This window comes from Sphingomonas sp. Marseille-Q8236 (assembly GCF_965112005.1).
The window spans coordinates 2,362,397-2,384,423 of record NZ_CBCOPO010000001.1; the positions used below are offsets into that span (position 1 = coordinate 2,362,397).

The 22,027-nt window shown below is 67.2% G+C and carries 14 protein-coding genes; 3 read left to right on the forward strand and 11 right to left on the reverse strand.

Translation table 11 applies throughout. The features are described from left to right. Positions 1-112 precede the first annotated feature (112 nt). The 3 genes from ACWPWT_RS11350 to ACWPWT_RS11360 are packed head-to-tail and all read left to right on the forward strand — an operon-like array spanning position 113 to position 3,775. A complete protein-coding gene (locus ACWPWT_RS11350) occupies positions 113-505 on the forward strand; it encodes an RNA polymerase sigma factor (protein WP_454279705.1) in 393 nt (130 codons plus the stop codon). Next, positions 502-1,431: a FecR family protein gene (locus ACWPWT_RS11355; RefSeq protein ID WP_454279706.1), complete on the forward strand. Its 930-nt coding sequence runs from the start codon at positions 502-504 to the stop codon at positions 1,429-1,431. Before ACWPWT_RS11350 ends, ACWPWT_RS11355 begins: the two co-directional genes overlap by 4 nt. Beyond that, positions 1,391-3,775: a TonB-dependent receptor domain-containing protein gene (locus ACWPWT_RS11360; protein ID WP_454279707.1), complete on the forward strand. Its 2,385-nt coding sequence runs from the start codon at positions 1,391-1,393 to the stop codon at positions 3,773-3,775. The genes ACWPWT_RS11355 and ACWPWT_RS11360 overlap by 41 nt, the downstream gene beginning before the upstream one ends. On the opposite strand, the gene ACWPWT_RS11365 is transcribed toward ACWPWT_RS11360, so the two are convergent. The 11 genes from ACWPWT_RS11365 to ACWPWT_RS11415 all read right to left on the reverse strand — a co-directional run bounded on the left by ACWPWT_RS11365 (position 3,732) and on the right by ACWPWT_RS11415 (position 21,854). Continuing rightward, a complete protein-coding gene (locus tag ACWPWT_RS11365; RefSeq protein ID WP_454279708.1) occupies positions 3,732-4,649 on the reverse strand; it encodes a glycosyltransferase family 2 protein in 918 nt (305 codons plus the stop codon). The two genes, ACWPWT_RS11360 and ACWPWT_RS11365, sit on opposite strands and share 44 nt — an antisense overlap. Continuing rightward, positions 4,646-5,557 (reverse strand): polysaccharide pyruvyl transferase family protein, encoded by a 912-nt coding sequence (locus ACWPWT_RS11370; protein ID WP_454279709.1) that lies wholly within the window; start codon positions 5,555-5,557, stop codon positions 4,646-4,648. Before ACWPWT_RS11370 ends, ACWPWT_RS11365 begins: the two co-directional genes overlap by 4 nt. Then, positions 5,554-6,630: a glycosyltransferase gene (locus ACWPWT_RS11375; RefSeq protein WP_454279710.1), complete on the reverse strand. Its 1,077-nt coding sequence runs from the start codon at positions 6,628-6,630 to the stop codon at positions 5,554-5,556. The genes ACWPWT_RS11370 and ACWPWT_RS11375 overlap by 4 nt, the downstream gene beginning before the upstream one ends. After that, positions 6,627-7,541: a galactosyltransferase-related protein gene (locus tag ACWPWT_RS11380; RefSeq protein WP_454279711.1), complete on the reverse strand. Its 915-nt coding sequence runs from the start codon at positions 7,539-7,541 to the stop codon at positions 6,627-6,629. Before ACWPWT_RS11380 ends, ACWPWT_RS11375 begins: the two co-directional genes overlap by 4 nt. Then, entirely contained in the window at positions 7,538-8,683 is a 1,146-nt protein-coding gene (locus tag ACWPWT_RS11385) for a glycosyltransferase (protein WP_454279712.1), read from the reverse strand. The genes ACWPWT_RS11380 and ACWPWT_RS11385 overlap by 4 nt, the downstream gene beginning before the upstream one ends. Continuing rightward, positions 8,680-10,719, reverse strand: coding sequence for an HAD-IIB family hydrolase (locus tag ACWPWT_RS11390; RefSeq protein ID WP_454279713.1), 2,040 nt, complete (start codon positions 10,717-10,719; stop codon positions 8,680-8,682). The genes ACWPWT_RS11385 and ACWPWT_RS11390 overlap by 4 nt, the downstream gene beginning before the upstream one ends. 366 nt (positions 10,720-11,085) lie before the next feature. Continuing rightward, positions 11,086-12,996, reverse strand: a complete 1,911-nt coding sequence (locus tag ACWPWT_RS11395) for an alpha-L-fucosidase (RefSeq protein WP_454279714.1) — start codon at positions 12,994-12,996, stop codon at positions 11,086-11,088. 23 nt (positions 12,997-13,019) lie between these two features. Next, complete coding sequence (locus ACWPWT_RS11400) at positions 13,020-15,332, reverse strand: GH92 family glycosyl hydrolase (protein WP_454279715.1); 2,313 nt, start codon at positions 15,330-15,332, stop codon at positions 13,020-13,022. Continuing rightward, a complete protein-coding gene (locus tag ACWPWT_RS11405) occupies positions 15,329-16,753 on the reverse strand; it encodes a glycoside hydrolase family 125 protein (RefSeq protein WP_454279716.1) in 1,425 nt (474 codons plus the stop codon). Before ACWPWT_RS11405 ends, ACWPWT_RS11400 begins: the two co-directional genes overlap by 4 nt. Continuing rightward, the gene (locus ACWPWT_RS11410) at positions 16,750-19,272 is read right to left on the reverse strand and encodes a glycoside hydrolase family 3 C-terminal domain-containing protein (RefSeq protein ID WP_454279717.1); all 2,523 of its coding nucleotides are present in this window, start codon (positions 19,270-19,272) and stop codon (positions 16,750-16,752) included. Before ACWPWT_RS11410 ends, ACWPWT_RS11405 begins: the two co-directional genes overlap by 4 nt. Further along, positions 19,269-21,854 (reverse strand): beta-mannosidase, encoded by a 2,586-nt coding sequence (locus ACWPWT_RS11415; protein WP_454279718.1) that lies wholly within the window; start codon positions 21,852-21,854, stop codon positions 19,269-19,271. The genes ACWPWT_RS11410 and ACWPWT_RS11415 overlap by 4 nt, the downstream gene beginning before the upstream one ends. Positions 21,855-22,027: the final 173 nt, after the last annotated feature.

Consider the following 22,027-nt stretch of genomic DNA (forward strand, 5'->3'; position numbering starts at 1 on the left):
CTGCGTCGCCTGTTGGCGGCCCGGCTCGGTTCGGTGGAGGATGCCGAGGACGCGCTTCAGGATCTCTGGCTGCGCATTGCTGCGCTGGAGGGGGGGGCATGTCGAACAGCCCATGCCCTTTTTCTGCCGTATGGCGACCAACCTCGCCACCGATCGCCGGATCGCCGCCGCCCGACGCGGTGCCCGCGAGGGGGCATGGGAAGAAGTCCAGCCCCAATCGGAGGAATATGCCGACCCAGAACGCATCGTCGCGGCGCGGGGCGAACTGGCACAGGCCCAGGCGCGGATCGCGCAAATGCCCGAGCGGATGCGTCAGGCCTTCACGCTTTTCCGCTTCGAGGATCAGCCGCAACGGTTGATCGCCGACCGGATGGGCATCACCGTCAGCGCGGTCGAGAAACTGTTGCGCCGGGCCTATCATTTTTTGCAGGAAAATCGGGAGATGGAGGGTGCGGATCGTACGTCACCGCATCGTCATATCCTCGAAAGGAGCGCGGACGAGTGACGCGTGAGGAACAGGCGATCGACTGGCACATCCGGCAGCGTGACATGAGCGCCGCCGAATGGGACGCCTTTGCCGCGTGGCTGGAAGAAAGCCCGGCCAACGCACGCGCCTATGACGCGGTCGCGATGGCCGATGCGTTGCTGGTCCCGCCGACGGCGGACGTGGAACCCGATCCTCCGATCGAGACGGCCAATGACAATGCCGGCTGGGGACGCTGGTGGCTGCTCGGCGGGGTGGCGGCGGCTGTCGCTCTCGTCGCCGGCCCGACGATGTTGAACCGCGGTCCCGACATGCGGGTCGAGCAGACGCGGGCAGGGGAAACGCGCCAGATCGCGCTCAACGACGGCACCCGGATCGAGCTCGCCGGGGGATCGCGCCTTCGCTACGATCGCAACGATACCCGCCTCGCCACGCTGGAGGCGGGGCAAGCGCTATTCCATGTCCGGCACGACCCGTCCGCGCCGTTCGAACTCCATTCGGGCGCGGTCGTGATTCGTGACATGGGCACGGTGTTCGACGTGCGCCGTGCGGGAACCCGGCTGGACGTCGCGGTCGCCGAGGGATCGGTGTCACTGGCTCCACTGGGACAGCAGGTCGCACTGACCGCGGGGCAGGGAATCCGGCTGGACGAAGCGCGCCATAGGCTGCGCCGCGTTGCGATCGATCCGTCCGCCATCGGGGGGTGGCGCGGCGGCTTGCTCGATTTCGACCGGGAGACGGTGGGGGCGATTGCTGCACGATTGCAATCGGCCTATGGCGTTCGCATCGCGGTGGAGGGGCCACTGGTCGATCGCAACGTCACGGGTGTCGTCCGGATGACGGGCGATGCCGGCAAGGATGTTCCCCGTCTCGCGAGGCTGATTGGAGCGGAGTGGCGCCAGAGCGGTGGGGACTGGATTTTGCGGGCGTCGGACGGGGATCGTTGAGCGCGGCCTTTGGGCCGCGTTCTGTCTCGTCCTGCCCGTTACGGTCCAGGCGCGTGAGCGGCCCGTAGCGGTTGCGCGCCGCATCGTCCTGCCATTCGCGACGCTCGATATCGCCTTGCGCGAACTGGCGCGACAGGGCGGGATAACCATCGTCACGACCGACGATCGCTTGCGCCGCGTGCGCACTCCGGCGCTTGCGACCCAATCCCCACCCGCGCGCGCCTTGTCGCAATTGCTGCGGGGGACCGGATATAGGGCGGTGGCGATCGATGGGGAAAGTTTCCGCATCGTGGGTTCGCCACGCATGCCCCGACAGGCCTCACCCGAGCGCGGACCAGCGCCACCGCCACCGCCGTCCGGCAATGCGCAGGACATCATCGTCACGGCCAGCAAACAGGGCACCGAACTCGCTCGCTATCCGGGCAGCGTCTCCGTGATCGGGCGCGGGGTCACCATTCCCACGGGCTCGGTCGATCTCAGCGATGTGGCGGCGCAGACCCCCATTCTCCAGACCACCGCATTGGGGCCGGGGCGCAACAAGCTGTTCATTCGCGGCATCGCGGACAGCAGCTTCAACGGCGCGACCGAGTCGACCGCCAGCCTCTATCTGGACGAGGTGCAGATCGCCTTTGCCGGGCCCGATCCGGGTCTGCGGTTCTATGACATTGGCGAGGTCGAGATTGCGGAGGGGCCGCAGGGCGCACTGCACGGCTCGGGCGCGATCGGGGGGATCGTGCGGCTGACCTCCAACCCGGTGATGTTGGATCGCGATAGCGGGCGGCTGGAATGGGGTGGTGAGCTGACCACCCATGGAACCCCGAGCGGCGATGTCGCGGCGGTGGCGAATGTGATGCTCGTGCCCTCGACATTGGGCGTCCGGCTGGTCGGCTATCATGCCGTCGAGGGCGGCTATATCGACAATGGCCGGACGGGTGCGACCGATATCAACCGGGTGCTGACCAGCGGCGCGCGCGGCACCTTGCGATGGGATCCGGGCGATGGCTGGCGGATCGAATTGGGGGGCGGCACCCAGTCGATCGTCGCGCGCGATGCGCAATATGTGATGAACGAGGATGTGCTGGTCAGCCAAGCCGCAATCGCCCAGCCGTCCTGGAGCGACATGACGTTCGGCCGCCTGCTCCTGTCTAAGAGCGGGGCGGATGGCCTGCAATTCGTGTCGGCGACCGGACTGGTGCAGGGTGCCTCGTTCGAGCAGTTCGACGCCAGCGTGCTGGGCGCGCACCAATCCTATCAGCTTGATGGGTCGAAGACGCTGTTCACCCATGAAAGCCGCCTGTCGCGGCGATTGCCGGGGGGCGGGTCATGGGTGGTGGGCATCAATCTGGTCTCCGACCAGTCGGTGATGGCGCGCTCGTTGACCGTCAAGCAAGGCGTCCGGCCGGTGATCGGAGTGACCAACGTCACCCGGAGCGGCGCGATATTCGTCGAGGCGACGCATCCGCTCAGCGATCACCTGTCGCTGACGCTGGGCGGGCGCGTGACGGCGGCGCGGGTCGATGGCGAACCCTCGATCAAGCCGCGAAGCCCCCATTATGTCCGGGGACGCTCGACCACGCGGGTCGATCCGACCTTCGGCTTATCCTGGCTGCTGGCCCCGCATTGGAGCCTGTTCGGACGCTATCAATCGGGGTTTCGCACCGGCGGTCTTGCCGTCGCGGCGGGGGTGGGGCGGGTCGCCAATTTCGAGTCGGACTCGATCCAGATGGTGGAACTCGGCATCCGCCATTTGCGGCGCGGCGCGACCGGCCTGTCGGCGTCGATCAGCCTGTCCCATGCACGCTGGACCGCGATCCAGGCGGACCTGATCAACCGGTCGGGACAGCCGGTGACCAGCAATATCGGCGATGCGCGGGTCGATGCGCTGGAGGGGTGGGCGGAATGGGTGCCGCATGCCGACTGGCATCTGACGGGCGCCTTTTTCGCGACGGATAACGAAGTGACCGGCTCCACCGCCGCGCTCAGTAAGGCGCGCAACCGCCGCTTGCCGGAGACCCCCAGCATATCGGCGCGACTGGGCGTCGTGCGCGATTTCCGCGTCACGCCGGACCTGACGCTGTCCGCCAAGGCCGAGGCGGCATTCGTCGGTCCCTCGGTATTGGGGGTGGGCGACATGTTCGATGTGCGCCAAGGCGGATATGGCATCGGCAATCTGGCGCTGACCGCGCGCACCGGCCGCTATACCATGGTCGCGACGCTCGACAATGTGCTGGACGAACGGGGCAATCGCTTCGCCTTCGGCAATCCCTTCCTGCTGGGGCGGCGCACCGTATCGACGCCGGTCAGGCCGAGGACGGTCGGGGTGCGGATGGGCGTCGACCTGTGATCGCGGCGCGGCCATAGGCGGCAAAGCCCGCCAGCACATGACGCAGGCGAAAGGCATGGAAGTGGCGAATGGCGGGGACCGGCCCCACAAAGCGCATCCGCAAGTTTCGGACATCTTCGCGGATCAACCGTCCGATCCGCCGGTCGGTCAGCAGATGCTTGGCATAGAGCGCGCCGTCGCCGAACCCGTATCCCGCCAGCAGTGAGACCGCCTCTTCTTGGCAGCGCCGGCCATGGTGATGATCGACCACGAAGCCGGGGTCGTAGCGGATGGGAATCCCCGCCGCCTGGGCGCGGAACAGGAAATCGGTATCTTCGGCCGCCCGAAACGGCGCACCCGCTCCGAAACGTTCGTCGAACCGCCCGACCCGGCGCCGCACATCGGCGGTGAAGGCCAGATTAGCCCCCATGACGAAACCACCAGGAAAGCCCTGCGGATCGGCCATCATCGGGTGATCCTCCAGCTTGACCGTGACGGGCAAGTCCGCCGGATCGCCCAACAGGATACGCCCGCCAATGACCACCGGGGCCGGGATCGCCGCAAAGGCCTGAGCCAGTCGGGCAAAGTAATCGCGGTGCAGGACGCAGTCGTCATCGGTCATCGCGATGATCCGGCCGCGCGCCGCCGCCAGCGCCATGTTCCGCGCGCGCGACAGGCCAGGGCGCGGCTCCGACAAGAGGCGCACGGTGAAGCTGCGCTCGGTCGCCCATTGCCGGACCATCGCGGGCGTCCCGTCGGATGATCCGTTGTCGACGACGATCAATTCCAGCCGTTCCGCTCCGCCATGGTTCGCCGCTGTGACGATCGAGGCAAGCGTCGCGGACAGGCTGTCGCGGCGATCGCGCGTGCAGATCAACAGGCTGAGGTCGATCATCGCCCCACCATCTCCGCCGCCTCCTGCGGGCCCTGGGCCTGGCGGACGAGCGGACTGTCGCTCGTCCAGGTCGCAATATAGGCACCGACCTTTCCATAGTCATTGTCCATCACGACATGCGTAATGCCGAGCAGCAGCGACAGGATATGACCATGCAGCCGATCGGTCACCACCCTCTCGCCCCGTGACAACAGGCGCAGGCCGCGCTCGACCCGGATGCGCGCCCGCTCCAGCGGATCGGCTAAGAGAACGGGCGGCTCGTCCAGCCAATCGAGCAGGACACTTCCATCCAGCGCGGCCAGCGGCCCATCGTCCCGCTCGACCCGTTCCGCATCGGACCGCAACAGCATCAGGTGGCGACAATCCGGATCGACGGGCCGCACCAACGCGCCCAACCCGAAGGCAGAGTCGGGAGCGAGCTGCACCGGGCAATCGAAATGACGCTCCGCCAAGGCGACGCTTGCCGTGTCGCGGACATAAAGGTGGAAGTCGAGATGCCCGCCTGCCACGCGCGCGAAACGGTCGCGCTGGCCAGGATCGCGGAAATGGATCGATTGGGGAAGCTGGATGACCCGGCGGTCGCGGAAACGGGTCAGGATCGTTTCGCGAAAATGCTGGTGATGCGGCCAGATGTCGCCCAGATTGCCGCCGCCATGGATCAGGATCGGCCCGGTGGGGCAGGCGCGGCGTAACGCGTCCTCATCAAAATCGTCCCACCGGCAGACATAGGCTGGATCGCCGGCACCGATGTCATGCAGGCAGGTCACCTCGCCCAGCCAGATCGCGCTGTCGCCGACATTGGGGTGATCGGGGAAATCGACCAGGGCATAGGGTTCGCCGGGGCGGACATGCCGGCGATACAGGTCAAGTAATCGGGTCCGTTGGCGTTCGACGACGTCGGTGGTCATGCGGCGATAGCGCTCGGCGCAGCGTTGCGGACGCTGGCGTAAAGCGCCTCGCACCGATCGAGCCACAGGTCGCGGGCGAAATGCATCTCAACCCGGCGGCGGGCGTTGCGGCGCGGAACGGCGGTCGCGGTGAGGATCGCCTGTGCCAGCGCCGCCGCATCGCCCGCCGGCGCGATGCATCCGGCGTCGCCGACCACTTCGCGCGCCGCGCCCTGATCGAACGCCGCAACGGGCAGGCCGCATGCCATCGCCTCGATCGCGACCAGGCCGAACGGCTCGTCCCAGCAGGGCGTGAAGACGAAGACGGAGGCTTGGCCCAGTTCCGCCGCCAGCCGCGCACCGTCCAGATGCCCGCCATAGCGGATCGCGCCGCCCAGCCGGGGCTCGACCTCCGCCGCCCAATAATCCGGGTCCTCGACCGCGCCGAACAGGGTCAGCGGCAGGCCCGCGATCCGTGCGGCGTCGATCGCCAGATGCGGGCCCTTATTCGGGGTGATCCGGCCGCACCACACCGCCTCTCCATTCCCGACGGGGACGAAGGGCCAGGCGGCGGGGTCGATCGCATTGTGCAGGACCGATGCCTCCGGCGGTGCGTCCTCGGGCCACCAGGCGCGCAACTGGCTGGCCGAGGTGACGGTCAGCCGGTGGGTCGGAGCCGGGCTGACCCGGACGAAATGGTGAAGCGCATCATAGGGCGGGACGTGGAGCGAGGTGACGGTCGGCGTCACCGCCGTCCGGCGCGGCTCCAGGGGGAAGCGATGCAGGCTGTTGTTATGCACCACGTCGAACCCGCCGCGCGCGATCCGGTCGCAGGCATCGGCATAGCCGCGATCGACATGCGCGATCAGCTCGGGCTTGCCGCGATGCTCGGCCCAGGGGAAGACCGCTTCATAATGCTCCGGCAGGACCGGATCGATGGCGAAGCGCGGGTCGCTGTCGCCACTGGCGAACAGCACCACTTCATGCCCGCGCGCCGCCAGCCCCTCGGCCAGATACCAGCCATGTGCCTCCATCCCGCCCAGAAAGGGCTGGCGGATCGGCTGGCGGACATGCGCGAGCAGCGCGATCCTCATGCCGCGACCTGAGCGCTGGCGGCGCGTTCCTCCAGCAGGCGGATGACGCTGGCGGTGTTGGCATAGGGCTGATGGCTCTGTTGCCCGGTCAGGGTCAGGTCGTCGGCATCCGGCTGGCGCAGGATGCGGATCGGGCGGCCCGGCGTGTCGTCGATCAGCCCCATCAGGCGAAAGGCGTGCAGCCAATGGCCCATGGTCCGGTATCCCCATTTCTCTTCGAACAACTCGGCATTGCGGACCACGCTGTCGATATGGTGGACGGGCGGCATATGGTGGGGATGGTATTGGTGATAGGCGAGGCCGCCCTTGATCCAGGCGATCGGCACGCCAGCCTTGTCCACGACCTTGCCGAAGTCCGTGTCTTCGCCACCATAGCCCGAATAGCGCTCGTCGAACCCGCCGGTCGCCAGGAAGGTGTCGCGCCGCATCGCGAAATTGAGCGACCAGAAGCAGCGATAATCCTCGCACCGCTCAATCCCTTCGGGCGGGGGGCCGCGCCGGTCGGAATGGCGGACCGCGCGCGCGGCAAAGTCCTCGTACTGCCAATCGCCTTGGGTCGCGCCGCCTGGCAGATACATGACCTCACCCATCATCAGCCCGTCCATCTCGTCCAGATAGCGGTCATATTCCGCGATCAGGCCGGGCGTCGGGATGCAATCCATATCGAGGAAGACCAGCTTGTCCCCGACCGCGGCGCGTGCCGCCGCGTTGCGCGCCTGCGCCAGCGGGAGTCGGGGGCCCGACACCCGCATCTGGCGAATGGGGAAGGGGGCGGCGGGAAGGTCATAGGCGTCGTCCTGCATGACCGCGACGATCAGTTCGGTCGGCAGTTGCGTCTGACGACCGAGCCCCAGCACGACGTTGCGCAGGTGTTCGGGGCGTCCCCCGGCAAGAGTGACGACCGAGATCATGAACGGGCTCCGGCGGGATTGGTGGCGGGGGAAAGATCGAGTTCGGTGGGCCATAGCCGCACGGCCAGCGCCTCCAGCCAATCGGCGGCGTCTTGCGCGGGCGTGTCGGCGATCATCGCGCGCTGAGCGGCGGGGCGATGACCGGCGCGGGTCTCGGCCAAAGCGGCGGACCAGCTCTGCGCAGAAGAGGGTAGGTGCGGCCGGACGCATGCGACGCCCGCTGCTGCCAGCGCTTCGGCCTTGCGATGCTGTTCGTCGAAATAGCGCCATTCGGGGATGGCGAGCCAGGGGCGGGCGGCGGCCAGGATCTGCTGGCAGGTGGTGTTGCCGGTCGAGGCGATGACGAGATCGGCGGCGGCGACATGATCCGCCGGATTGTCGACCCAGCCGCGATGTTCGATATTGGCGGGCTCGGTCGCATGCCAGTCGCGCACTACCGGGCCGATGGTGATCCAGCGCGCACCGGGGCGGCTGCGCGCGCCGACGCCCAGGGGAGCCTGCGCAAAGCCGCCGCCGCCGCCGCCGGACAGCACCAATATCACCTCTTCGTCCGCACCGACGCCGATCCGCTGACGCGCCAGCTCGCGCTCAGGCACGCGGGTATCGACGCCAAGGCCTCCGGCGAAACAGGTCTTGGCGCGCATCGCGGCGTCCCATTCGGGCTGGGCCAGCGCTTCGTCAAAGGCCGCGAGCAGCCCGGCGGCTCCGTCATAGGCGGCGCGGTGGCCCGGATCGCTCCGGTCGCCATGTTGCAGCACCTTCACATGCGGCACCGAACAGATGCGCGCGAGTTGCGCGATCTCCGCCGACACGTCGCAGATCATGAGTGCGGGGTCGGCACGGTCGAACCATCCCGCGATCACCGCCATCGCATGCCGGATCCCCGGCCACCCCAGCGGTGCGCAGTGCAACGTATCCGGGGTCGGCACCCCGTCCATGCCCCGCGCCTCCAGCCCCGTCGGTTCGAACAGCGAGGGGATGACGATCAGCTCGGCCTGGGGTGGCAGTGTTGGGAAAATGTCGTCGCGTGCGCAAAAGACCGTCACGGGCCGCTCGGGCGGCAGCGCGTTCAGGATCGCGGCACAGCGTTCGGCATGACCGCGCCCTTGATGATGGACGAAATAGCCAAAGGGTCGGGTCATGCCGCGCTGGCCCGTATCGGGGTGCGGCTGGTGCCGATGGCGGCCCTGGCATCGGCCAGACCCAGCCGCTCCAACCCTTCCAGCACGCCCTGCGCGTGATGGGCGGCGACCCGCATCAGCCCTTCGCGCGGGGGCAGTCCGTCCAGCTCGTCGCTGGCATTGCCGACGACGATAGCGTGGCCACAGGCCTCCAGCATGTCGACGTCATTGCCACTGTCCCCCGCCGCGATGCACGCACCGAGCGGCAGGTTCAACCGCCGCGCATAGGCAGCGACCGCCGCGGCCTTGCCCCCCAATGGGGCCAGCACGTCGATCAGCCGGCCATGCGAAAAGACGGTCTTGGCGGCGATACCATGTTCGGCCAGCGCGGCGCGGACCCGTGCGGCATCCTCCGCCGTCCCGAAAAAGCTGAGCTTGTGCGGACCGGCGGTATCGCGTGGCTGTGGCCGCAAGCGCAACGGCTTGAGCGCGGCGACCACCGCCTTGCGATCCCATCCCTGATCGAGCCGGGCGGAAAAGAGCGGGCACTCGCTCCAGCCGCGCGGACCCTTCAGCATGATCCGCGTACCGACATCGGTGATGAAGGCATCGGGTTCGGGCAGGCCCCATTGCGACAGGATCGCGCGGGCCATGGCGAAGGACCGTCCCGTCGCCACCACGAAGGGCAGGCCGCTCGCGCGTCGCCATTCGGCAAAGCCATGCGCACCCGCCGGGCAACCGGTCAGCGTATGGTCGATGTCGCTCGCCAACAGGCCCGGCGCGCGCGGCAACCGGGTATAGAGCGCGATGGACTCGGTGGCATAGCGACCCCAGTCGTAACGTGCCGCACCGGAACGCCCGGCCTGGCTCATCCGGGCATGGCATTCGCGATCCGACAGGATGGTCAGGCACGCCTGCGCAATGGCGTGTTCATCGGTGGGCTCGATCAGCAGTCCGTGGTCCAGGGACCCCACGATCTCGCTCGGGCCGCCATGCCGGGTCGCGACGACCGGCACGCCGGCCGCTGCGGCTTCGATCAGGGTCAGGCCAAATGGTTCGTGAAGCGCCGCGTTGACGAAGACGCCGCCGCGTGCCGCGCGGTCGTATAGCGCCGCGACGTCATGACCGTCATGTTCGGGGGGCAGGGCAAAGCGTCCTTGAAGCTCGGCGCTTTGCGCCAGCGCCTGAAGCTCGGCCAGAACGGTGCGTTCCTCGGGCGATCCGGGGCCGTCATGCTGTCCGGCCAGAATGACGAGATTGGCGGCCTCGCGCAACGCGGGCGAGGCGGCATAGGCGCGCGCGAGGCCCCCGAGATTCTTCTTGGCGACCGGCCGCGCGATCGCCAGAATTATGGGCTTGGCCGGATCGTGCAGCATCGTGTCGAGCCGCTCGGCCAGCGAGGGGCGGCTGATCGGGCTGGCATCGCGGCTGGGCACCCCCGGCGGGATGCAGTGGATTCGGCCCGTGACCGGGGCGGCATAGGCATGGACCTGCCGCTCGGCTTCGTCGCGGGTCGAGACGATGATCGCGTCGGCTCCGGCGATGGCGCTGCGTTCGGCGGCGATCCGCCCGTCTAGCGCGGGGCAATGACCCTGATGCTTGCGCTTGTCGATCCCCAGAGCGTGGGGCGTGTAGACGAAGGGGATGGCGAAACGCCGCGGTGCTTCGGCCGCCACCGCAGCCGCGTCCGAGAAATGCGCGTGGATCACATCGGGCAGCCGGGGCAGCCGTTCCAGATGCGCGCAGAACGCCTCGGCAAAGGCGGACAGGTCGTCCGCCAACGCTTCCTTTTCCAGGTAGCGATGATCGCCGGTGGCGATCCGATCGATGGTCAGCTTGGGCGACAGGCGCTCACTGGGCAGGCCATGTTCGCGGTCGAGTCCATCGCCAGCAAACATTCGGGTGACGATCGAAACTTGATCAACATCAATATTGTCCGCCTGAGCGAGCGCTGCATCCAGGATATAGGCGATATGTCCGCCCGTGTCGGCCGTGATGCCATAATGGACAGGCGGGGATTTCAGGCAGCCGCCAAGCGCCAAATGCAGGATGAACAATCTCGCCCCTTTCGTTTTGGAGCGACAACGTTGTTAATATTGATTAGCTCCCGGGACTTGGCGTGAAATATCAAAGGACATCTGGAAGGCGGGTCCGGCCATCCCAATCTTGATCTTTATCAATTGTACGTGCTTTCCCGACGTATCCCTGTTCGCCGGCGGGCCGGTCATACGCGAATGCCTTCAGATCCCCCCGGCACCGAAGGGGGATGCGCTCCACGAACCGGGCGACCGGCTCGCGCTGTAGCGTCATGACATCGGCGAATAATATGGGGCAGTCGCGGACGAACCGCTGCGACGCGGCTCCCACCGGATGGTGCTGCTCGCCACCCCGCCCTCGCGGATGGGATGATGAGCGGCGTGGGTTTACCGCTTGGTGAAACCGCCGATCCCGGCGATCGCCAGCTTCTCGGCCGGCTTGGACATTTCGGCGAAGGTCAGCCGCAGATAGCGGACCGGCCGGACGCTGGTGAAGGGCAGGCGCTGGGTCGAGAGCGCATAGGCGATGTTGGAAAATTCGCCCGAACCCGCTGGGGTCCAGTTCTTTCCGTCGACGCTCGTCTCCGCGACATAGCCGCGTGGCGGGGCGGCATCGACCATGACCTGGCGCGAGGGGGTCAGGCTGAAGCCCGCGACATCGCGGACCTGACCCATATCGACCGTGACGCTGGCGGCCTTGCCCGGCGTCGGCGCGGGCTGGATCCAGATGGTCTTGGCGTCATTGTCGAGCAGCTTTTCCGCACCCGGCGCACTGGCCGAGACGATGGTCCAGCCCTTGGTATCGAGCACGGTCGGGTCGCTCGAGACGATCGCGGGGACGGGCACCGGCGCGACGCTTTGGAACAGCGAGACCTCGCTGATCGCCGGACAGACGGGCGCCTCGACGATGCGCAGGCGGACGCGGCGCGCGGTGACGGGGGCGGGCAGGCGGATGATCCGCTGCGCGCTGATGCACTCATGCTCGGCAAGCTGCTGCCACCGGCCGTTCACCTCGGCATCGACCGCGAAGCGCGTGACCCGCACGCCGAGCGGCAGATATTCGCGGATGCGGATCAGGTCGAAGCTGCGACCGGGCGGCAGGTCGAGCGTCAGGCTGGGGGTGGTCACGCTATCGGGGGCCGACCAATAGGTGTCGCGGTTGCCGTCGAGGACCTTGGTCGCTTCATAGCCCTTGCCGCGCACATGGCTGGCGCTCGCCACCGCGCCTTGCGCCAGGTCGGCCGCGAAGCTGGCGCGGATCGCATCGCCGAAGCTCTTCAGGATCTTCACGTCCTGATCGGGGATGCGGCCGCGCCGGTCGGGCGGCAGGTTCAGGTTCATATTGGTGCCGCGCGCGACCGAGGTGTCGAAATAGCCGATGAGATTCTCAGGCGACCGGACCTTGGAATCCTCGTCGGCGTGATAGAACCAGCCGGGCCGGATCGAGGTGTTGGTCTCGGCGGGCCACCACAGCGCGCCGCCGCGCACGCCCGAATTGCCTTCCGACTGGACATAAGGGTGGTTCGGCATGGTCGGCCAGCAGGGATCGCCCGCGATGCCGTCCTCACTGCCGACCCAGCGAATATCGGCACCCAGCGGATCGAAGGTGCACGCCATGGGCTGATATTGATGGACCAGCGCGATGATCGAGGGCCAGTTGTAATATTTGGGCGCGTCGATCTGCCGCGTCTCGCGCGCACCACCATAATAGCCATCGCCGCCATTGGCGCCGTCGAACCAGAATTCGAACAGCTCGCCATAACCGGTGCAGAGTTCGACCACCTGTTTGCGGAAATATTCCACATAAGACGGGCGGCCATAATCGGCCCGATTGCGGTCCCAGGGCGACAGATAGATGCCGAAGGCGAGCCCGGCGCGCTTGCAGGCGTCCGACATCTCGCGGACGATATCGCCCTTTCCGTCCTTGTACGGCGAGTTGCGGATGCAATGCTCCGTCAGCCGGGTCGGCCACAGGCAGAAGCCGTCATGGTGCTTCGCCGTCAGGATGATGCCCTTCAAATTGCCTGCCTTGGCCGCTCCGACGATCTGGTCGGCGCTGAAATCACTGGGATTGAACGTCTTGGGGTCTTCGTCGCCATAACCCCATTCCTTGTCGGTGAAGGTGTTCATGGCGAAGTGGATGAACGCATATTGCTCGCGCTGATGCCAACGCCACTGCCGCGCCGAGGGGATGGCGCCATAGGGGGCGGGCGCTTCCGGTCCGGCTTTCGCCATGGCGGGCGTGGCGGACGCGACCAGCCCGGAGGCGAGGACGGCGCGGCGGGAGAAATCGATCATCTTCAATGCGGCTCCGGGAAAGGTCAGGCGGGCTTGTGGTCGAAGGAAGGCGGGCGATCCTTCGGATCGCGGCCAAAGGCGCGGTTCGGCTGCGCGCCCATGGTGAAGGACAGGGTGCCGCCTTTGGACAGGGTGGCATGGTCGATCCAGCTCTTGGTCCAGGGGCGGCCATTCCATGTCACCGACTGCACATAAGGCGCGTCCGGGCCATTGCCCTTCGCCTCGACCGTCAGCGTCCTGCCCCCGCCCATCGCCACCTGCGCCCGGTCGAACAGCGGTCCGCCGAAGACATAGGCGCCGCTGACCGGATCGACCGGGTAGAAGCCGAGCGAGGAGAAGAGGAACCATGCGCTCATCTGGCCGCAATCGTCATTGCCGATGATGCCGTCGGGCGCGTTCTTGTACATCTCGGTCAGCAGGCGGCGGACCATCCTCTGCGTCTTCCACGGCGCACCGACATAGGCATAGAGATAGGCGGCGTGCTGGTCGGGCTCGTTGCCATGGGCATATTGGCCGACCAGTCCGGAAATGTCTGGCGGCGCGTTTTTGGGCAGGGTCGAGGGCGCGTTGAACAGGCCGTCGAGCTTGGCCTCGAACTCCGCATCGCCGCCCATGTGGCGGATCAGGCCATAGACGTCATGCTGGTTGAGGAACGTCGCCTGCCAGCCATTGGCCTCGGTATAGTCGCGCCACCAGGGCTTGGGCATATGGCCGAGCTGGATGGGGTCGTAATCCTTCCACCAACTGCCGTCGTTGAAGCGCGGGCGGGCGAAGCCGATCGTCGGGTCGATGACGTTGCGCCAATTGCCCGAGCGCTTGAGCAGCCGATCGGCTTGCGCGGTGGCGCCCGCCTTGCGTGCGATGTGCGACGCGGCCCAGTCGTCATAGGCATATTCCTGCGTCCGGCTGACGCTCTCGAACCAGATGTCGGCGGGGACATAGCCCTTGGCGTCATACAGGTCGCGGCCCTTGCTATTGTCCAGATCGGGCGCGGAAAAGTCGAAGCTGCGCTTGGCGATGCCGGGCCAGGCGGCGGCATAATCGGCCGGAATGCCCTTCACCATCGCCTCGGCCATGATCGGCGTGCCGTGCCAGCCGATCATGATCCCCGTCTCCTTGCCCTGGAGCGTCCAGACCGGCGGGCCATAGGCGCTGCGCTGGGTCTGGCGGATCACATCCTCGATCAGCTTCCTGGCCTGCTCGGGCTGGGTCAGGATCAGCCAGGGATGCAGCGCGCGATAGGTATCCCAGGTGGAGAAGGTGCTATAGGCGAACTGCCCGGCGGGCAGCCTGTGCACCTGTCCGTCCAGCCCGACATAGCGCCCGTCCACATCCGAAAAGAGCGTCGGCGCGATCAGCGTATGGTAATTGGCGGAGGCCAGGATCGTTCGTTGATCCTCGGTCCCGCCCTCGACCCGGACCCCGCCCAGCGCGGTCGCCCAATGGCGTTGCGCCGTTTCCAGGACGCGACCGAAATCCCAATGCGAGGCCTCTGCCGCCAGATTGGCCTTGGCTCCTGCCACATCGACCGCCGAAATGCCGCATCGGATCAGCAGCGGCGCATCGCCCAATTCGTCGAAATGCAGCGCGGCCTTCAGGCGGTTGCCCTTGACGGCGGTGCCCGTGGCGGGCGTATCGCCGTCGCCGTAAAGCTGGACCCTGCTCGGCTTCTTGGACAATTGCATCGCAAAGAAGATGCGCCGCCCCTTGGCCCAGCGGAACACGCGGCGCGTGCCGGTGATCGTGCCATCGGGTTCGATGGTGATCTCGGCATCGGTGATCAGCGGCTTCTCGTCGGTCTTGTCCAGGACGAGATGCGACAGGTCGATCAGGACATGCCCGGGGCCCTTGGGATAGGTGTAGCGATGCCAGCCGGTCCGCGCCGTCGCGGTCAGTTCGGCCAGCACTCCGGACTCCAGCTTGACGCGGTAATAGCCGGGCTCGGCCATCTCGTCGGAGTAACGCTGGCGATAGCCCGCATCCGGGTCGGACAGCGGACCCGGCACCAGTTTCAGCTCCCCGCGCGTCGGCACGACCAGCACGTCCAGCATGTCGCCGATGCCCGTGCCCGACAAATGGGTATGGCTGAACCCCATGATCGAGCTGTCGCCATGGTGATAGCCCGAGCAGGTGTCCCAGCGCTCGACATCGGTATCGGGACTCAACTGCACCATGCCGAAGGGCAGGACCGCGCCGGGATAGGTATGGCCATCGCCGCCCGTCCCGACGAACAGGTTGGGCCGGGTCGGCAGCGCGGGCAGGCTTGCCATGACACCGCGAAGGGGAAGCGCGGCGAGCGCGGTCCCGGCAAGGAGCGAGCGGCGGCTGAACATCATGCGAACGTCTCTCGAAGTACCTGCGGCCGGGTCGCCGCGATGTGGACGATCAGTTCGCCGAACAGACCATTGGCCCAGGCGAACCAGTCGCGCGTGAATTTGGTCGGATCGTAGATATCGACCCCCTCGTGAATGAAGCCGGTGCCGCCGTGCGACCGGCGGATCATCGCCAGGCTGTCGCGCAGCAATGCCGGATCGGTCGAGGTCAGCGCGCGGGTGATGACCGACATCGGCCAGACCTGTCCCGGCCCGGTATGCGGACCCCCGATCCCGCTGATCGCGGCCCCCTCGAAATACCAGGGATTGTCCTTGCTCCAACACGCGGAGACGGTACGTTGCCAAAGCGGATCGGCCGGGTCGACGCAGCCGAGATAGGCCAGCCCCGAAAGCGAGGGGACATTGGCATCGTCCATGAAGACGGCATTGCCGTAACCATCGACCTCATAGGCCCAGACCGTCTGTCCGTTCGGCAGCGTCATGGTGCCGTGCTGCCTAAGCGCGGCTTCCACTTCGCCGGCGAGCGCAGTCGCATCCTGGGCCAGCGTCGGCTCCCCGACCGCATTCGACAGGGCCGCCAGTTCGCGCAGCGTCGTCATTGCGAACAGGTTGGCGGGCACGAACTGTTCGTACAGACACGCATCGTCCGAGGGGCGGAAGCCCGAATGGATCATGCCGTTGGGTCGGGTCGGCAGGCCATAGCCGCGATAGAGCGTCTCGGTCGGCTCAGGTGCGGAGCGGCGGAAGCGATAGGGGCCCAGGCCGTCCTTGCGCTGCTGCTCGCGGAAGGTCTTCACGATCGACCGCGCAGAGGCCTTCCACTCCGCGTCGAACGGCGTGGTGTCGCCCGTCTCGCGCCAATAGCCGTACGCCAGCCGGATCGCGTAGCAGAGCGAGTCGATTTCCCACTTCCGCTCGGCGACGCCAGGCTTCATCTCGGTATCGTCCTTCAACGCCCAGCTTAGGTTCGTCTTGGCGTTCGGGTCCTGCATGAAGGCATTGGCATAGGGGTCGATCAGGATCGACCGCGCCTGCCGCCCGATCAGCCCCCGGAACAGCCGCCCGAGCGCGGGATCGCGCTTCACCAGATGCAGATAGGGCCGTAGCTGCGCCGCCGAATCCCGCAACCAGAGGCAAGGAATGTCGCCGGTGATGACGAAGGCGTCCGGCTTGCCGTTCACCTCGCCCAGCGACAGCACGGTGGTGTCGAGCGTGTTGGGATAGCAGTTCCCGAACATCCAGCGGAGTTCGGGATCGGCGATCATCTTCGAGATGCGGGTGATCTCCGCCTCGACCGCCTTAGATACGAAGCGGCGCTCGGCGACCGGGGGACGCTTGCTGACGAAGCCGGGCGCGGCGGCGAAGGCCGGCGTCGCGGCGAAGGCCGCGGCGCCAGCCATGAGTTCGCGGCGGTTGGGCGTCATTTCGGCAGATCCTGAGCGTTGCCTGTCACGGTGAACTGCGTCCACTGGCCCGCGCCGTCACCCGGCTGGCCGCCGCCGATATAGAGGTTGTACGTGCCCGGCAGGATACGGCGGCTGCCGTCGCGCCAAACTTGGCTCATCAGGCGCGGATCGATGGTGAAGCGCGCCGTTCCCGCCTGACCGGGCTTGAGCGCGACGCGCGTGAAGCCGACCAACTGGCGTTGCAGCACGGGGTCGGTCATCACCAGCGTCTCGCCCGTGGCGGGCGGGACGAGATAGGCCTGCGTCACTTCCTCACCCGCTCGCGCGCCGGTGTTGCGAAGCTGCACCGCAACCTCGACCGGCTGGCCCGCCGCGACGCTCGCCGTCACGGTCGGCTGGCCATAATCGAACCGGGTATAGCTGAGCCCATGGCCGAAGCCCCAGGCGGGCTTGCCGGTGAAGTAGCGATAGGTCCGCTCCTTCATGCCGTAATCGGCAAAGGCGGGCAGGTCGGCGGTCGATTGATAGATGGTCACCGGCAAACGGCCCGACGGGTTCACGTCGCCCGCCAGGATCTCGGCCAGCGCGGTACCGCCCTCGGCGCCGGGATAGAAGGCGGCCAGCGTCGCGGCGGGCTTGATGTCACCGAGCGACACCGCCGAGCCCGAGACGACCACCGCGACCACCGGCTTGCCCGTCGCCTGAAGCGCGGCGAGCAGCTTGCGCTGCATCTCGGGCAGCACGATGTCGGTCCGGTCGCCGCCTGCGAAGCCGGGGACCGAGACGCCCAGTGCCTCGCCCTCCAGATCGGGCGACAGGCCGACTATCGCGACCAGCACATCGGCGTCGCCCGCCACCTTCAGCGCCTCGGCCTGAAGCGCTTCGGCGGGCGGGAGCCATTGCAGGCGGAAACCTTCGTCGCCGCCCTTGTGATCGATCTCGACCCGGATGCGGCGCGGCGCAGTGCCGTCGATCGTGGTTTCCAGCTTCTTGCCGCCGATCACGTCGTCGATGACCAGCTGATCGTCGACATACAGCTTGACCGCATCATGCGCGGGGCAGGCGTGCCAGCAGGCCGGACCATCGAGCCGCAAGCGATACTGGCCGGGACCCGGCGGGGTCAGCGTGCCGGTCCAGCGGCGCTGGAAGGGCGCGGTCTTGGTATAGTTGAAGTCGATGCGGCGGTCCTGTCCGGTGGCCGCCCATTGGCCGTTCGCGCCCATCGTCTCGACCGTCAGGCCGGTCTTGCCGTTGCTCGACAGCGCCGTCTCGGGCACGCCCACAAAGGCGCCCTCGGCCAGCACCGATCCTTGGGCGTAGCGGATGTCGCGACCGAACTTCGCGCGAATGCCCTCGAGCGGCGTCACCGGGTTGATCGCGGTGCCGTGATAATTGCCCTCCAGCACGCCCAGATCATCGGCATTGGCCCCGAAGACCGCGATCCGCTTGCCCTTGAGCGGCAACAGGTCGTTCGGATTGTCGAGCAGGATGATGCCCTTGCGTGCCGTCTCCAACGCCAGTGCACGGTTGGCGGCGGTGCCGAGCTGGTTGGGCTTGATCCGGCTCCAGGGGCTGTCGACCGTCAGCATTCGCCGCACTGCCAACGCGCGAGCCAGTGCGGTGTCGATCTCGCCTTCGGAAATCAGGCCGCGCGTGACCGCTTGCGGTAGCGAGAGATAGGCCTTGCCGCAGTTCAGGTCTGTTCCGGCGCGCAGGGCCGCCGCCGCCGCCGCAGGCGCATCGGGCTGGGCATGGTGGAACATCCAGATATTGCCGACCGCGTCGCAGTCCGACACCACCAGCCCGTTGAAACCCCAGTCGCCGCGCAAGCGCTCGGTCAGCAGCATCGGATTGGCGCAGACCGGCGTGCCGTGGATCGCATTATAGGCGCACATCAGCGACAGCGCCTGCCCCTCGGTGATCGTCGCGCGGAAGGCGGGGAGGTAGGTCGCCTCCAGATCGCGTGGGGACACCATCACGTCAAAGCTGTCGCGACCGCCCTCTGGTCCCGAATGGACCGCCAGATGCTTGACGGTCGCGACGACCTTGGGATGTTTCAGGTCCGGTCCCTGCAGGCCACGCACGAAGGCGATGCCGATCCGGCTGGTGAGGAACGGGTCCTCGCCATAGGTTTCCTGGCCCCGGCCCCAGCGCGGATCGCGGAAGATGTTGATATTGGGCGACCAGATGGTCAGCCCCTGATAGAGGCCGCGATCGGCGTTCAGCGGCTGGCTGTTGAACTTGGCGCGGGCCTCGGTCGCGACGACGTCGCCGACCTTCTGGATCAGCGCGGGATCCCAGGTCGCGGCCATGCCCATCGCCTGCGGAAAGACGGTCGACGGCCCGTTGCGTGCGATGCCGTGCAGACCCTCGCTCCACCAGTCATAGGCGGGCAGGTCGAGCGCGGGTTCGGCGGGGGCCTCGTTGACCAGTTGCGCCGCCTTTTGCTCGACGGTCAGCTTGCGCGCGGCTTCGGGAAGGGCGGGAGCGGGGGCAGCGGCCTGACCGGCGGCGGCAAGGAGAAGGAAGGGGATCACTGGGCGTCCTTCGGACCGAGGGTGTAGATGGCAAGCGTACGCGCCAGGGTGGCGGCGTCCGCGTCGCTCTGGATGGTGAGCGTGATGCTCTCGCCCGGCAACAGGTCGAAGCCGTCGTCGGAAGGCTCGGCGGCGACGGTGCCGAAATTGACCTGCACCTGGCGCGCGAGGTTGCGCGCGGTCAGCGTCAGTTGCTTGCCCGCCCAGCGCGCGGTTATGCCCGGCGCGGGGTAGAGCATGTCGCGCGGCACCTTCCGCTCGACGATCTGGCGCGCGATCACCGTGTCCCCGTCGAACAGTTCGGCGACGGCGTAGCTGCTCTCCGGCGCTGCCCCGGCGAACAGCGTCGCGTCGGGGATCATCGCGACATCGCTGGCCGAGGCGGGGGCCATGGTTACGCTGCCCGATTGCGAGCCCAGCTTGCGGCCATCCATGCCATATCCGGTGATGCGCCAGCCGAGCGGCTTGGGCGTCGTCGCGTCGGAGACCAGGGCGATCCGCGTCACCCCGGGCTTGCTCTCCGCAACGATGGTCTGGGGCGCGAAGAAGCGGCGGACCTCATGCTGGAGCATCTTGTCATGCCCGGTCCAGTCGATGCTCGACCAACTGATCGCGGGCCAGCTATCGTTGAGCTGCCAATAGAGCGAACCCAGCGTCACCGGACGACAGGCGCGGTGATGGCGCGCGGCCAGACCGATGGCGCGGGCCTGCATCGCCTGGGATAGATAGACCAGATCGGCGAAGTTGCGCGGATCGCGCAGATTCTGCTTCAGGTAGAAGGTGATGCGGTCATTGCCTTCGCCCGCCAGGAACTTCTGGTGCGCCTTCATGACCGGGCTGTCGATGCGGAAATCGGTGGGGTCGGCGAAGGTCGCGATGGTCGACAGGTCGGGAAAGGCCTGAAAGCCATATTCGGACATGAAGCGCGGGCAGCTATCCGTGTAGCGCTCGATCGGCTTGGAACCCGACCAGACGTCCCAGAAATGCCGGTCGCCATCCTTGTCGGTGTCGGTCGGCGCTTCATAATCGGTCGAGGGGGAGCCCGGCCAATAGGGGATGCCGGGCGAGTTCTTCGTCACCGCCTCGCGCAGCACGCGGTCGAACAGCACGGCCATGCCGGTGCCGATCCGCTCCTGCTCGTCGGGGCCGACCGCCTTCTTGAACGCCTTGCGATCCGACCAGTTCTCCCAGCCCGACAGCACCTCGTTATTGCCCGCCCAGATGACCAGCGAGGGATGCGATTGCAGGCGCGCGACCTGCTCTTCCGCCTCGATGCGAACATTCTCGCGGAACTGGGCGTCGGGGGGCGTCACGCTGCCGCCGAACATGAAGTCCTGCCAGACCATCAGGCCCAGCTCGTCGGCGGCGTCGTAGAAGCTATGTTCGGGATAATAGCCGCCGCCCCAGACGCGGACCATGTTCATATTGGCCTTGGCGGCCTTCTCCAGCATAGCCCGCTCCGTCGCGGCAGGGACGCGCGCGGGGAAGGCGTCGAAGGGGATGACGTTGGTCCCCTTGGCGAAGATGACGTTGCCGTTGACCTTCAGCCCGAAGCTGCCGTCCTTGCGGACCAGCTCGACGGTGCGCAGTCCGGTGCGCTTCTCGACCGAATCCGCGCCCGCCAGCGTGGCGGCCACCGTGTAGAGCGGAGGTGCGCCGAAGCCGATCGGCTGCCAACGCTGTGGGCGGGTGATCGAGACGGGGACGACCACATCGTTCTCACCCGGCTGTAGCGCCACATCGCGCTTTACCCGGATACGGCGGCCGTCAGGGCCGGTGACGGTCACGTCCATCCGGCCGGTCTGCGCACGGTCGGCGACCACCGAGGCGCGGGCGAGGATGCGCGCCTCGGCATCGGTCAGCGCCTCCTGCTCGATGCGCAGATTGTCGATCCGCGCGGCGTCCCACGCCTCCAGCCGGGCGGGCCGCCAGATGCCCACATCGACGATGCGCGGCGCCCAGTCCCAGCCATATTGATATTTGGGTTTACGGATATAGGGCGAGGTCTGCTTGCCCTTAGGCTCGTCGCCATAAGGGGAGTCATATTCGCCGGGCAGCGGGTTCTTCTCGGCTAGCACCATCGGCTGGAGCGTCTTGATCGGCGAGGCGAAGGTCACGACCACCTCGTTCGCGCCGGCCTTGAGCAGCGGCTTGGCATCGGCGCGCCAGCGGCGATGGGCATTGTCGGCGGAGAGCAGCTTCTGGCCGTTGACGGTCACGGTCGCGAAGGTGTCCAGCCCGTCGAACACCAGGTCGAGATGATCGCGGCGCAGCATCTCCGGCGTGACGTCCAGCGTGGTGCGATATTGCCAGCCGGTCAGGCCCGCCCATTGGATCGGGGCTTCGTTCGCGCCCTGATAGGGATCGGGGACGATATGCGCGGCGATCAGGTTCTGCTGCACGCTGCCCGGGACCGTCGCGGTCAGCCAGTTCGCCGCCTGTGGATGCGCGCGGGCGGCATCGGCATCGCTGGGGTCGATCCGCACCTGCCAATGGTCGAGCGTCGCCACCGTCTTGGGCGCGGCCAGCGCGGGGAAGGGGAGGGCGAGCGCGGCCAGGATCAGGCCGAGGCGATGTTTCAAGACGATTTCCCCGAAAGCTGGCGGCTTCGCGGGCGCCGGTCCGACGCGGCGAAGACCTTGGAAGATGGGCGCCGATCGCGCCTGGTGAAGGGAGTGGGGCGCGCCAAGCCGATGGGCAAAATCCCCCCTATCGTCAGGCTCTTCCTCGCCACCCCGCGTCCCCTTCAATCCAC